This window comes from Desulfopila inferna (assembly GCF_016919005.1).
In the GTDB taxonomy this organism is placed as follows: domain Bacteria; phylum Desulfobacterota; class Desulfobulbia; order Desulfobulbales; family Desulfocapsaceae; genus Desulfopila_A; species Desulfopila_A inferna.
Genome location: NZ_JAFFQE010000007.1, coordinates 177,610 through 190,254, shown reverse-complemented (window position 1 = coordinate 190,254; position 12,645 = coordinate 177,610). Strand labels below are relative to the sequence as shown.

Annotated in this window: 12 protein-coding genes; 6 read left to right on the top strand and 6 right to left on the bottom strand. The window is 48.3% G+C overall.

The features are described from left to right. Nucleotides 1-277 precede the first annotated feature (277 nt). From JWG88_RS16830 to JWG88_RS16815, 4 genes are all read left to right on the top strand, one after another. A complete protein-coding gene (locus JWG88_RS16830; RefSeq protein ID WP_353740694.1) occupies nucleotides 278-1,816 on the top strand; it encodes an arylsulfatase in 1,539 nt (512 codons plus the stop codon). Between the two features lie 65 nt (nucleotides 1,817-1,881). Then, a complete protein-coding gene (locus JWG88_RS16825) occupies nucleotides 1,882-2,871 on the top strand; it encodes an HAD family hydrolase (RefSeq protein WP_205234964.1) in 990 nt (329 codons plus the stop codon). Continuing rightward, nucleotides 2,814-4,235: a hypothetical protein gene (locus JWG88_RS16820; protein ID WP_205234963.1), complete on the top strand. Its 1,422-nt coding sequence runs from the start codon at nucleotides 2,814-2,816 to the stop codon at nucleotides 4,233-4,235. The genes JWG88_RS16825 and JWG88_RS16820 overlap by 58 nt, the downstream gene beginning before the upstream one ends. Before the next feature lie 89 nt (nucleotides 4,236-4,324). Continuing rightward, a complete protein-coding gene (locus JWG88_RS16815; protein ID WP_205234962.1) occupies nucleotides 4,325-4,621 on the top strand; it encodes a hypothetical protein in 297 nt (98 codons plus the stop codon). Between the two features lie 258 nt (nucleotides 4,622-4,879). Here JWG88_RS16815 and JWG88_RS16810 read toward each other — a convergent pair whose 3' ends face one another. The 6 genes from JWG88_RS16810 to JWG88_RS16785 form a co-directional block, all read right to left on the bottom strand. Continuing rightward, on the bottom strand, nucleotides 4,880-6,064 hold the full coding sequence (locus JWG88_RS16810; protein ID WP_205234961.1) for an ABC transporter permease: 1,185 nt from the start codon (nucleotides 6,062-6,064) through the stop codon (nucleotides 4,880-4,882). Further along, nucleotides 6,061-7,230, bottom strand: a complete 1,170-nt coding sequence (locus tag JWG88_RS16805; RefSeq protein ID WP_205234960.1) for an ABC transporter permease — start codon at nucleotides 7,228-7,230, stop codon at nucleotides 6,061-6,063. The genes JWG88_RS16810 and JWG88_RS16805 overlap by 4 nt, the downstream gene beginning before the upstream one ends. After that, entirely contained in the window at nucleotides 7,227-8,204 is a 978-nt protein-coding gene (locus JWG88_RS16800; protein ID WP_205234959.1) for an HlyD family secretion protein, read from the bottom strand. Before JWG88_RS16800 ends, JWG88_RS16805 begins: the two co-directional genes overlap by 4 nt. Next, nucleotides 8,204-9,580: a TolC family protein gene (locus JWG88_RS16795; RefSeq protein ID WP_205234958.1), complete on the bottom strand. Its 1,377-nt coding sequence runs from the start codon at nucleotides 9,578-9,580 to the stop codon at nucleotides 8,204-8,206. The genes JWG88_RS16800 and JWG88_RS16795 overlap by 1 nt, the downstream gene beginning before the upstream one ends. 134 nt (nucleotides 9,581-9,714) lie before the next feature. After that, the gene (locus JWG88_RS16790) at nucleotides 9,715-10,077 is read right to left on the bottom strand and encodes a hotdog domain-containing protein (RefSeq protein ID WP_205234957.1); all 363 of its coding nucleotides are present in this window, start codon (nucleotides 10,075-10,077) and stop codon (nucleotides 9,715-9,717) included. Nucleotides 10,078-10,292: 215 nt separating this feature from the next. Further along, a complete protein-coding gene (locus JWG88_RS16785; RefSeq protein ID WP_205234956.1) occupies nucleotides 10,293-10,898 on the bottom strand; it encodes a TetR/AcrR family transcriptional regulator in 606 nt (201 codons plus the stop codon). A gap of 335 nt (nucleotides 10,899-11,233) precedes the next feature. On the opposite strand from JWG88_RS16785, the gene JWG88_RS16780 reads away from it, so the two are divergent. Together JWG88_RS16780 and ahr are read left to right on the top strand one after the other, a co-directional pair. Further along, a complete protein-coding gene (locus JWG88_RS16780) occupies nucleotides 11,234-11,452 on the top strand; it encodes a hypothetical protein (protein WP_205234955.1) in 219 nt (72 codons plus the stop codon). 87 nt (nucleotides 11,453-11,539) lie between these two features. Then, nucleotides 11,540-12,541: an NADPH-dependent aldehyde reductase Ahr gene (ahr, locus tag JWG88_RS16775; protein WP_205234954.1), complete on the top strand. Its 1,002-nt coding sequence runs from the start codon at nucleotides 11,540-11,542 to the stop codon at nucleotides 12,539-12,541. The last annotated feature ends 104 nt before the right edge of the window (nucleotides 12,542-12,645 follow it).

Here is a 12,645-nt window from a genome sequence, read left to right as displayed (position 1 = left end):
CCACAAAACCAAAAGCTTTCCCGTAAATCAAAAATAATGATTATTCCTATCAGTAAATTCTTTGATACTCGATTCTCTGATGATATAATAAGTCTTTGGACTAAATCTAACAGTTAGAAACTGTCTCAAGGCCTTGCAGACAAGCCTTACTGCACTCAATCGCACGCAAAATATTTCAAACATCGCAGTCACTTTAAAGGAGGAACTTATGTTCTGGCAAAAACGAGTTTTGGCTCTCGTGCTTGCAGGCAGTTTACTGTTGAGTGCAAGCGCAGTGATGGCGGCAGAGAAACCCAACATTCTGGTTATATGGGGGGATGATATCGGCATATGGAACATCAGCCACAATAACCGCGGCATGATGGGATACCGCACACCCAATATCGACAGCATCGCCCAAGAAGGCATCAGCTTTACTGATTACTATGGTCAGCAGTCCTGTACGGCCGGCCGGGCGGCGTTCCTCAACGGCAGTGTGCCGGTGCGTACGGGTATGACAAAGGTTGGTATGCCCAAGGCGGAACAGGGATGGCAAAAGACTGACGTGACATTTGCCACCGTGCTCAAAGCCCAGGGGTACTCCACTGGGCAGTTCGGAAAGAATCACCAGGGAGACCGCGACGAGCATTTGCCGACAATGCACGGGTTTGACGAGTTCATGGGCAACCTCTACCATCTCAATGCCGAGGAAGAACCCGAAAATCGTGATTATCCCGGCGATATGAAGTTGGCCAACGGCAAGACATTTCGAGAGTATTTCGGGCCGCGAGGGGTAATCAAGTCCAAAGCCCTGGCCGACGGTACGCAGGAGATTGAGGATACCGGTCCGTTGACGAAAAAACGAATGGAGACGATCGATGAGGAGACTCTTGCCGCCGCTAAAGATTTTATCAAGCGGAAGAATGAGTCCGGCGAGCCGTGGATGTGTTGGTGGAATGCAACACGGATGCACTTTCGTACACACGTCAAAGAAGAACACAAGAACCTCGCCGGCCCCAATTCCAACGAATACCATGACGGCATGGTTGAGCATGACATGCAAGTAGGTGAACTACTTGGATTGTTAGACGAGTTGGGCGTTGCGGAGAATACGATCGTACTCTACTCGACCGATAATGGTCCGCACTTCAATACCTGGCCCGACGCCGGTTACACAACATTCCGCAACGAGAAAAATTCAAACTGGGAGGGTGCCTATCGCGTTCCGGCATTCGTCCGTTGGCCTGGTAAATTCCCCTCAGGTGTGACGGTCAACGGCATCGTTGCCCACGAGGACTGGTTGCCGACCTTTGCCGCAGCCGCGGGAGCGCCGGATATCAAGGAGAAACTGAAAGCTGGCGTCGAGTTGAACGGACGCATGTACAAGAACTACATCGACGGCTACAATATACTCGATTACCTGCAAAAAGCAGGTACTTTTAAGACAACTGTCGAGGACCAGCAGGCTTCTCCCCGTAAATCGTTCATCTATGTGAACGACGGGGGAGAGGTTAGTGCCATCCGCGTGGGCGACTGGAAAGCTGTCTATCTGGAAAATCGTGCCCATCAGCTGCAGGTCTGGCGTGAACCATTTATCAAACTGCGCCTTCCCCTGGTGTTTAACCTTAGGCGCGACCCTTTTGAAAAGGCACAACATAATTCGAACACCTATCACGACTGGGTAATCGACCGTGCTTATATCCTTGGTCCAATGCAGGTTGTTGCCAGTCAGTTCCTCATGACCATGAAGGATTATCCGCCGAGCCAGACACCTGGCGACTGGAGTTTGGGCACTCTTGAAGCGCAGATCAAAAGCATGACATTAGGCGGCAAATAATCATTCATCAGGGTGGGGATCAATCGGAACCCACCCTCCTTTTTACTCGCACGCAAGGAGAAGACATGTCTGTTCGCATGTTATGGCTGTTCTTTGTGTTGGCTGTTTCTTCCTTGTCTATCCATGCTCAGGCAGCCGATCCTTTAGCATCATGGAATGATACCGCAGCGAAAAAAAACATCATCACCTTCGTCGAGAAGGTGGCAAGCCCAAACTCCTCGGATTTCCTGCCTGCAAACGAACGCATCGCCGTGTTTGATAACGACGGAACGCTGTGGTCGGAACAACCCATGTATTTCCAACTTTACTTCGCTCTTGACCGCATCAAAGAACTCGCTCCCCGCCATCCTGAGTGGAAAACCCAAGAGCCGTTCGCTTCTCTTCTTAAAGGAGATGTGAAAGCTGTCTTGGCCGGCGGCAAAAAGACACTGCTTGAAATTATTATGGCCAGCCATGCTGGTATGACGACGACCGAGTTTGAAAATATCGTCAAGGATTGGATCGAAACGGCACGACACCCCAAGACGGAACGTCTTTACACTGAGATGGTCTTTCAGCCGATGCTCGAATTGCTGGCTTATCTGCGTGACAACGATTTCAAGACGTTTATCGTCTCCGGCGGCGGCATTGAGTTCATGCGTCCGTGGACAGAAAAAGTATATGGCATTCCACCGGAGCAGGTGGTGGGCAGCAGCATAGTGACTACATTCGCATTACGGAATGACGAGCCGGTATTGGTACGGCAAGCGAAAGTGAATTTTATCGATGATAAGGAAGGGAAACCCGTTGGCATCAACATACACATCGGCCGTCAACCGATCGCGGCCTTCGGCAATTCCGACGGCGACCTGCAGATGATTCAGTGGACAACAGCCGGAAAAGGTATACGGTTCGGGCTGCTGGTTCACCACACCGATGCTGAACGGGAATGGGCCTATGACCGTGAATCTCATATAGGTCAACTCAACAAAGCGTTGGATGAAGCCGAAACAAAAGGATGGACCGTTGTCGACATGAAACAAGACTGGAAGGTTATCTATCCCAGCGTAAAATAGACCGACATGACTTGAGGGCGTCCTATAAAGCCAGAGCTCAACAGATTATCGGTTCAGCTCAGGAGCGGAATGGGCAGATCAACGGTCTTAGGATAGGTGTAACGGCGAACGGAGCAGCAAATGCTGGAATGGGATTGGGAGCGTATGCAAAAGCGATTGAAAAGATAGGAGTGGTTGCCAGTCGATCTATTAATCAAGATCAGCTTCATGTTGACCTGGAGAAGGATGTCATAAATGCGGCTGCGGCAATGGCAGGGTATACTGATTCAGAGCAGAATATTGGCGATATGTTCGGTAACAATCTCACTCTTGATACTATTGATGTGCACACCGCCTCGCAGATAGTTAATGCCGCCGGTGCCCTGGCTTCTCACTCCAAAGCAATACAGAACATAGGGTCGATCCAGGTCGGTAAAACATCTGTTGGCCAGGGAGCTAAAGCAGACCAGGCGAAGGTCACAGAAAATGCTGACGGTAGTATCGTTAATACGGCCGCAGCCATTGCTTCACAATCGATTGCAAAGCAACAGGTTGGCGAGATAACAGCCTCCGGGACTGGCAACAGCCTGGCAGTCACCATCGGCGGAAAAATCCGTAATGCAGCTGGTAGCTTGGCTGCAAACGTAAAGGCGGATCAGGATGTCGGCGTCATGCAGGGAAACGCCGATTTCAGCATGATTAACGTTGATATTGAAGGTGCGGTAAAAAATATCGGCGGCGGTGTCGCGGCTTCCGCCAAGGCAGAACAGAAGATCGGCACTATAGATTCTACAACGGGTGGGCATAGGAACCAAATCCAGCTGACTGTCGACAAGGATACTACTATCAGTAATGCAGCAGCTGGATATGTGGGCTCCGGGACTGTAACACAAGCCGTAGGTGGTATTTCCGGCAAGAGGATTTCAAATAGTTCGGTTTCCTTTGAGAAGATGGGGTCGATCTATAATTTCGGACGTGGCATCGTCGGCAAAGGGAGCTCATCTCAACTTATCGGTGTGATTGATTTAGGCAAGGGCTCAGGCTCTGAGGATCAAATCTCACTGAATATAGGCAATGTCAGCGGTTCGGGCTCGGGCCTTGCCGGCAGCGGAAAGGTCAATCAGGATATTGGAGTCTTGAAGGCAGGTGGTCACGATAACAGTATCACGGTGAACACTGGTGATATTTCGGGTACCACACGGGGAATTCTGGGAGCGGGGACCTCCCGTGAGACGATTGGCGCCATTCTCGGAAGAAGTGCTTCCAACTCCTCAGTTACCGTAACAACCCAAAATATTGTCTCTTCCGCCCAAGGATCGGGAACAGAGGCGCGGACATTGCTGTCGGTGTCCTTGCCGGAGATTCGGCTCAATATCAGCATCTGACAGTCGAGACCGGCTCTATTACTACCGAGGCCATAGGTGTCGATTCTCGGACAGATATCAAAATAGGAGTGGTCGACAGCAATAGTAAGGTGAAAGCGATTCCCCCGGCGACCACGAACATTCAGCTCGGCAATGTTCATAACAAAAACGAGTCGGTTCATGCAAAAACGGTTATCGAGGTCGGTCATATTTATTCTGATGTCAAAGGCACTGTGAATATGGATATAAAGGCTGGTGACCTGGTAGTTGACACCTTAGCTGTTGGAGCATCTTTTAATCCAGGCATTCAAATTGGAAATGTCAAGGGGGTGCATGGAGGGACAGTCAATCTTACCATAGGCGATGTCTATGTTGCCCCGGACTGTATTGAAGTTTATATTCCTTAGTGGGAAATGTGACCTTGTGCTCGGGAAAATCGTTAGTCAGGATTGGCAATATCGGCATAAGTAATAAGGATAAGAAGTGGATTTCGGGGTGACTTTTGCGCCGCAACTTCCCTAAGTACCCTCCTCTTGTAATAACACAGCGAAAACAGGCTCCCTTTCCGTCATTCCGGCCAGCGGCACCAAAGGCAACAACTTCAATAGAAATTGTCAGTAAGTTCTTCTACAACGTGCAAACCTTTCAACAAAAACTGCCAAGTCTTAAATAGGTTGAGATGGAAGGCTGGCAGAGGAGAATCTGCAAGAGAAGACTTTTCTGCGAAGGAGCAACCAAGCGATGCAACCATAGATGGCGGCACATAACCAGAGTTGTTTCCAGAGTGGCAGAATCGACGAAAACTCGGCTCCCATCTGATTCAGACCAATAAAAGCCTTGATAGCCGGAATAACAGGAATAAATTGTATAACAGCGGTAAACTGATCGGGGATTGCAGAAGCCGGCCAGATAAAGCCGGAGGCAAAGATAAGCGGCATGGAACTGAGGAGAACCAGCAGGGTTGCCAACTCGCGCCGGGGCAAAAGCAGTCCCAGGCTGATGCCTAGAAATGTGGTAGCCAGCAGGAAGGGTAGAATAAGTAGATTCAACTCGGAAAAATCTGCAAGGTGAGGAATGTTGTAAAATGAAAAGCTGAAACCGAAATAATACATGCAAAGCAACCAGTAGATGGCAACAAAAAGTGAACTCCGCACCAACAGAAGTTTCCATGGATCTGCTTCAAGCCAGTAATCTTTTCCCACCGACAGACGCTGTTCATTCTGTCCACCACCAAGGATCCCTGCGCCCATGATCAAGGTCTGATGCAAGATGAGTATAAAGACGGCCGGAATTACGTAATTAACGTAACCCATTGTCGGATTAAACACCGGTTGGGAATTGAGTTTTACAGCACTGTAATGCTCTGCTGCCAGTGCCAGGGCCTGACCCGACATAACCATCCGTAAAATCTTGACCTTTGCGGCCAGAGTCTGACCGGAGCTTGCGAGTCCCTCCAATACCGTACCGTAAACCAGGAAATAGCTGGCATCTCCGGCAAAGGAAAGGGTGGGCCGCCGCCCCTGGAGCAGGTCTCGATAAAAATTCTCAGGAATAACGAGAATACCGGCCATTTTCTCATCGATAAAAATCTGCTGTGCTTCTTCGATGCTATAGGCCCGAGAACTAAGCTGGACCTGTGGAGTCGCATCCACCATCCTTTCCAGCCGCCGACTGAGCTGACTGCCGTCCAAATTGACAACGACTACGTGCTGATCTCTTGGGATCTGTTTGGTGTAGGGCAGCGGATAGAGAAAAGAATAGAGCAGTACCCCACCGAAGACAGTGAGCAAGATAGCTTGATTGGTGAAAACAGCTCGCAACTCATTTTTACAGATATCCGCCCAGCTCATTGATCGACCCCATGCTCATTTTGTATGGCGCCAAGTTTCCTGGCTTTGTAGAAGAGCAACAAGAGCGGAATAAAAAATAGTAAAAGTTGCTGCAGCTGCGGCAGAGCTGTGTACAGCGGCGCACCATAATTTACCTGTCCGAATTGAATCTCTATATAGTGACTTATTGGCAGCATATTGCGCCATATTCTAGCCGGCAGAGTCATATCAGTAACCGGGAAGGTCACTCCCATGAAGGCAAGCCCCGGCGCTGCATATGCTGCGGCAAGGCTGAGGCCCCTGGCCGCATCCTGTGTCAAAAAAAAGAACAGGCCACCCGTGCCAATACTGGCGCAAACAGTAAGAAGCTGGGCAAGAAGCAGCAAGGCCCCGTTACCATGCATAGGCCAGCCGAGAAAAATATACATCAACCAAAGAAAGAACAGACCGTGCAGCCAAAAAAGAAGGATGAGTGGTAAAAATTTTGCCAGTAAAGCTCTGACCGGAAAAGCTCCCAACCATATACCGAAGCCCATTCTTCTCTTTTCAGCGGCAAGAGAGAGAACCGTTATCGCCACCATCAGAATCTGCCAGACCGCGGGCAGTATTGCGGAAACAAGAAACTGCGCATAGTTTTTATTGAGGTTGAATAAGGGGGTTGCCTGGGTACTAATTGGCACAGCCGCTGAAAGTGCCATATCGAAAACCTGAGCCCCGGCTGCCAACTTTTGAACAGTTTCAACCTTGGCAGTAAAAGTACCCTGGGCTTGAAGGAGTGCCGAATTCACATTCTTGCCGATCAGCAGAAATTGATTGTTAACAAAAGCGCTCACCTGTGGCGGTCGACCGATGATCATTCTCTTTTCAAGCTCATCAGGAATGATAACCAAACCATAGATTTTTCCAGTACGAAGGTCATCCACTCCCTGTCGTATATTGAGATAATCATATGTTATTTCAAGGGCAGGACTGGCATCGTAATGGCGAATAAGAGCTCTGGAGGTCTGGCTTTTGTCGAGGTCAACCACTCCGACCGGAAGGTCTCTGGCGATTCCCTGTGAAAAAATAGCCCACATGAGAAAAAAAAGCAGGATCGGGACCCAGCTGACCAGAGATACCAGCCAGGGATCGTGCAGCAGAACCCTCCATTCCCGGGTCACCATGGATGCAAAGGATGGCACCGTCATTTTTGGACCAGAACACTCATCCCGGCCCGCAAGCCTTCTATTGGGTTGATCGGTCGGGCTTCAACTTCGAAGCTTCGCATATCAAACCCCTTGTCACTATTCGTGGCACGCCAGGTCGCAAAATCTCCCATAACGGCAACGTGGCTTACCCTAAAACGCTGGCTGCTGTTGGTAAGAGATGGAATTGAAGCAGTGAATTCGGTTCCTTTGGCAAATTCTGCAAGCCGATCTTCACGAACATGGAAAACCACCCAGGCATCATTCATATCTAATATGGTGACTACGGGAAATCCCTGAGGAGCAAGTTCACCGGATTGAAGGAGAACCTGGGAAACCTCACCTCCATGCCAGCTCTCGATACGTGTCTCGGCTGCATAGACCTCTGCCTCAGCCACGGCACCTGCAGCCATGCGCGCCTTGCCTTCTGCCGCCTCTATCTCCTCATTGCGGGCTCCCTCTTCCGCCATTTTGAACATCTGGTAGGCGCTATTGGCGGCAAATCGAGCAGCCTGGAATTGGGAATACGCTTCATCCCGCTTCTGCTCGGCCACAACTCCATCGCTGTAGAGACTGTCTATACGGTGGAAGGTCTTTTCCTTGAGGTCAGCGGCAGCTTTTGCCTGCTTCCACTGCTCCCGAGCTGCTTCAATCTGCTGTTTTCTTGCCCCTGTATTTGCTTCTTTGGCAAGGGCATCAGCAGCATCCTTTCCGGCAACGGCCTGTGCCAGTTTAGCGTCAATTTCCGGACTGAAGATGGTAAAAACAAGCTGACCTTTTTCGATCAGATCTCCTTTTCGGACAAAAACCTGATCAATACGACCGGCTATTTTTGAGCTGATATTATACTGCTGTGCTTCTACCTGGCCCTGCAATTGGAGTGGCTTGGGCTGGTAAGCGTGCCAGAAGGTGTAACTGAGCCAGGCAACCCCGGCAGCGAAGACTATGGAGATCAGAAATATTTTGAAAAAGCGCATTATCGTACCTCGGTCCTATTCTGATAAAGTAAAAAACTGTCGAGCTGGCCACTAATGGCGTAGAGTTTTGCCAAAGTGACGACATACTTGTAAGCGGCGACCGCACGTTGAGTCTTGATATCGGCACGAAACAGTTCGGCATCGACCACGTCAAGAGAGGTTGATAAGCCCTGGTTAAATGCTTTCACCCTGAGCTCAACGGTTTCTTCGGCTAAAATCAGGCTTGATTCAAGTCCTTTATATTCCTCAATTGCCTGCTTTGTCTGGTGATAACTCTTTTCCACTAGCACAGAAAGATCACTTTGCGCCTGAAGCTGCAAAGCGTCGATTTGCTTGACCATGCTTTTTGCCGCCGCGAGGTTTCCAGAGCGGCCTGATCTGTCAAAAAGGGGAATACTCAGGCCAACTCCCACGATCCAGTCGGGAACCAACTTGGTCGCCAGATCGTCCTTCTCATAGAGGATGTAATTTCCAAAAACAGCCACCGTCGGCAGGTATTTGCCTTTTTCCACAGCGATCAGACCTGTGGCCTGTTCTTTTTTTGACTCAAGAACGCCAAGACCTGGGTAGTAAGCAAGGGTTTTGTCCAGGAAAGTAGCGAGAGGAGGCATGGTATCATTGATAAATAGTGCATCAGAGGGAATAACCGGCCGCGAACTTTTCAATAATCTTGTCAGGGCGAGTCTGGCAATCTCCAGTTCGCGCTCTGCCTTGTGGCGGTCAACTGTAGCCCTGACGTGGGAGGCGTCCGCCTGCAATCTTTCGACCCTGGCTATCTGCCCCTTTTTTTCCAGGAGGATCGCGTTATCACGATGTTTCTTCAACCCGGTTTCAACATAGACCTTGGTGTCAAGTACTCTTTTGGCCAGTACAACTCCAAAATAGGAACGAGCAAGGTAATCAAACTGCTCCTCGAGTTTCTTTTCCAGCTCATGATTCGCTTCGCCAAGTTTCCCTAAGGCAATGTCCTGGGCCGCATCAATTCGACCTCCGGTATAGATGGGCCACTGAGCTCGAATTGAGCTGGTTAGATTTTCACGTTCAGCAATGGTTGAAGTAAGACCGCTGTTTAATTCAGTCACTGACAAGCCATAACTCGTGGCCAGACCAGCAATAATCGGTGCCAGCTGATCACCGGCCGGCGTACTCTCTAGAATATCTTCAGGAGAAAGCGTAATCTGGTCGTCAAGGTAGAGATAAGTCGCAGATATTCCTACTTCCGGGAAATACAAGTCCTTTGCCGCATCACGTTTGTATTTCGCCTGCTCGACGTTTGCCCTTGCAGCCGCAAGGGTATCGTTTTTAGCAGATACCTGCTGCCAGGCTTCAGCATAACTGACTGTAGTGCCCGCAGGCGAGCAAAACGCTGCTGTCATACTGCTGAATATGATGCCTGACACTGTGAGCGCAGTCAGTAGCTTTCTTGAATATCTGTACACTTACCTACCGTTTGTACTTTTTTATTTTTGAGTAACCTATTGCTGCAAAAACATTTCAAGGTATTGACCACTCAATCTGATATCGCTGACGCCATTGCCTCGATATCCTCCTCCGGCATGATCCCCATTCGCAGAAAATGTTTCTTGGAAAACAGGGCAAAATCACCTTCCGAGACAGCGCAGATATCACCATCCTCATCCCGGATCTCAGCCACGACCTCGGCTTTGCGTTCACTGCTCTGTTTTTTGACGTAACCGATTGCGGTCAGTGCCGACCCCACATGCACCGGTTTTTTAAATGTAACTGTCATTGACCGGGTGAGCATGAATTTTCCGGTGAACTTAATCACTGCCCAGCTCATCGTCTCATCAAGCATCGTCGAAAGAATTCCACCATGGATAAGGTTGCTCCAGCCGCGAAACGTCTTTTTCACTAACAGCTTAGAGCGAATTTGTCTGCCATTGGATTCAAAACACATTCTCAGACCATGTGAGTTTTCTGGACCGCAGGCGAAACACTCTTTGTCTATCGATGCAAGAGGTTTCCAGTTGGTTTCCGACTTTATGCCGCTATTCTCAAACATTCAAATACCCTTTTTATTTCAATTTTTCAATACGGCTGAACCTTTGTTTTATTGATGAACACCGGTCATTGTTCAATGACTCCCAAAATCTTTTTCGCCACCACTATCATGTTTCTACAGTGTTCACTAAAGGTGCCGTTTTCAATATGAAACCTGCAAAAATAATGTGAACCTTCTGAAAGGGATATGAGTCCCTGTGCCGCAGCCTCCGGGTTAGCCACCCGAATGACACCGGCATCTGCAAAAAAACGTACCTGTTCACGTAGGTACCTGTCATACCTCTCATAAAGTGTATGCAAACGGCTCATCACCCTTTCATCCCTCTGGCTTAAGGCAAGAAATGAAAAAATTACCGAAAAACTGACAGCTTCATGCCATTCACGGCTCCAGATCAACGCCAGCAACTCTTCAAGCCTCTTGTGCGGTTCTCCGCTATCTGGCAGTTTACCTATCAGGTCCGCGTAAGTCAGAAGTACTTCGTCCACTAACTCCATTACCATGCGTTCCTTTGAACCAAAGTAGTGAATAACAAGGCTTGCATGCACTCCCGCTTGTTTTGCGACCTTGGCAACCGAAGCATTTTCAAATCCAACAGCCTCGATAACTTCATAAAAAGCCTTTAGTATTGCAGGCTTTCTTTGTTCTGCATTCAGTCTCTCACGCTCTTGCATACCGCACCCTGATTGTTGTTGGCGTTTTCTCAAAACGAGGACTTGTTAATTGAACGTTCATTTAATAAACAGAAAAATATCTCCTGTCAATAACCTTGACTAGCAGACTTGCTCCACTCATGAAATAATCAGATTAGATGAGAATTTAGTCCCGTCTTCATCAGACAGTTACTGTTGCTCAATGAAATTTTTTATTTCATAACGTATTGGTTTCACACAAATGTCCATATCCTTTTCGAAATAAATCTGCCACATTTACTCGACGATCGGTCAGTTACTACTTACACTTTATTCAATCAAGAAAAAGATCGAAAAACCTCGTCAGCAAACTCCAGATGCCGGCTATAGGCTTATTGCCAGCAAAAGATTTTTCTGATGTTGATTCAGCAGAAGTCCTGCAATCTGCTGAGGTATCTGATGGTACATTCTATTATTATTCAAGTCTAAAAAAATATTTGCTCTCGATTTCGGGAGTGCCTGGATTTACAACCTATGTGGGGCTTTTTGACATTGGCCAACCAAAGCTGGGTTCACCTTTGTCGTGGCTGCGGTAAACTGGTCCGGTTGGCTCAACTGTGGGTAGTCAAGATCCTGAAGAGCTAGCCTGATATCATCAAATCTTAACGAATGAGGATAAAAATATGATTAAAGCATATGCAGTTCATGAGCCCAAAGGAGAACTCAAACCGTTTGAATATGATCCCGGTCCATTAAAGGATGATGAGGTCGAAATTGATGTTGAATTTTGCGGAATTTGCCACAGCGATATATCAATGATTGATAATGAATGGGGCATTACCCAATATCCTCTTGTGCCGGGCCATGAGGTCGTCGGCACCATATCTTCTGCGGGAAGCAAAGTAGATCACCTTAAAATTGGAGACGTTGTTGGTTTGGGTTGGCAATCAGGTTACTGCATGACCTGCGATTCCTGTCTCTCCGGTGATCATAATTTATGCTCAGCTGCAGAACAAACAATTGTCGCTCATCATGGAGGTTTTGCAGATAAGGTTCGGGCCAGTGCAGCGAGTGTTGTCAAACTTCCCGATAGGCTCGATAAGGAGAGTGCCGGCCCTCTTTTCTGTGGCGGAATCACAGTATTCAACCCGCTCATTCAATTTGGCATTAAGCCGACTGACAAGGTGGGTGTGATCGGAATTGGTGGTCTGGGGCACTTGGCACTACAATTTTTAAATGCCTGGGGCTGCGAGGTTACCGCCTTTACCTCAAGTGAAGAAAAGAAAAAAGAAGTTCTTGAGTTAGGTGCGCATAAGGCAATTAATTCCCGCAATCCTTCTGAAATTGAATCGGCTGCAGGCCAGTTCGATTTCATCTTATCGACTGTCAATGTGAAGCTTGACTGGAATACCTATCTCGGAACCCTACAGGCAAAAGGACGCTTACATTTTGTCGGTGCAACCCTGGAACCACTGGACATAGCTGTGTTCCCTCTGATTATGGGACAGCGGTCATTGTCAGGTTCTCCCGTTGGCAGTCCCGGAAATATAGCAAAAATGCTTAATTTCGCTGCCCAGCATAACATTACCCCGGTTATAGAGAAGTACCAGTTTGCTGATATCAACGAAGCCATTGCACGTTTAAGGAGCGGCAAGGCACATTTTCGTGTTGTACTCTGTCGATAATTTGAATTGTAAAAAGTATTTCTCTAAACGATAACGATAGTTTTTACCAATGGGCATGCGTACCCTACGGCCCATTTTTATCACTATTATTTTAAAAGACAGCT

What these genes read in the sequence shown, in the direction of transcription:
- JWG88_RS16830 (WP_353740694.1), top strand. Translation starts at nt 278, where the DNA reads ATGGCGGCAGAGAAACCCAACATTCTGGTTATATGGGGGGATGATATC.
- JWG88_RS16825 (WP_205234964.1), top strand. Translation starts at nt 1,882, where the DNA reads ATGTCTGTTCGCATGTTATGGCTGTTCTTTGTGTTGGCTGTTTCTTCC.
- JWG88_RS16820 (WP_205234963.1), top strand. Translation starts at nt 2,814, where the DNA reads ATGGACCGTTGTCGACATGAAACAAGACTGGAAGGTTATCTATCCCAG.
- JWG88_RS16810 (WP_205234961.1), bottom strand. Translation starts at nt 6,064, where the DNA reads ATGAGCTGGGCGGATATCTGTAAAAATGAGTTGCGAGCTGTTTTCACC.
- JWG88_RS16805 (WP_205234960.1), bottom strand. Translation starts at nt 7,230, where the DNA reads ATGACGGTGCCATCCTTTGCATCCATGGTGACCCGGGAATGGAGGGTT.
- JWG88_RS16800 (WP_205234959.1), bottom strand. Translation starts at nt 8,204, where the DNA reads ATGCGCTTTTTCAAAATATTTCTGATCTCCATAGTCTTCGCTGCCGGG.
- JWG88_RS16795 (WP_205234958.1), bottom strand. Translation starts at nt 9,580, where the DNA reads ATGACAGCAGCGTTTTGCTCGCCTGCGGGCACTACAGTCAGTTATGCT.
- JWG88_RS16785 (WP_205234956.1), bottom strand. Translation starts at nt 10,898, where the DNA reads ATGCAAGAGCGTGAGAGACTGAATGCAGAACAAAGAAAGCCTGCAATA.
- JWG88_RS16780 (WP_205234955.1), top strand. Translation starts at nt 11,234, where the DNA reads ATGCCGGCTATAGGCTTATTGCCAGCAAAAGATTTTTCTGATGTTGAT.
- ahr (WP_205234954.1), top strand. Translation starts at nt 11,540, where the DNA reads ATGATTAAAGCATATGCAGTTCATGAGCCCAAAGGAGAACTCAAACCG.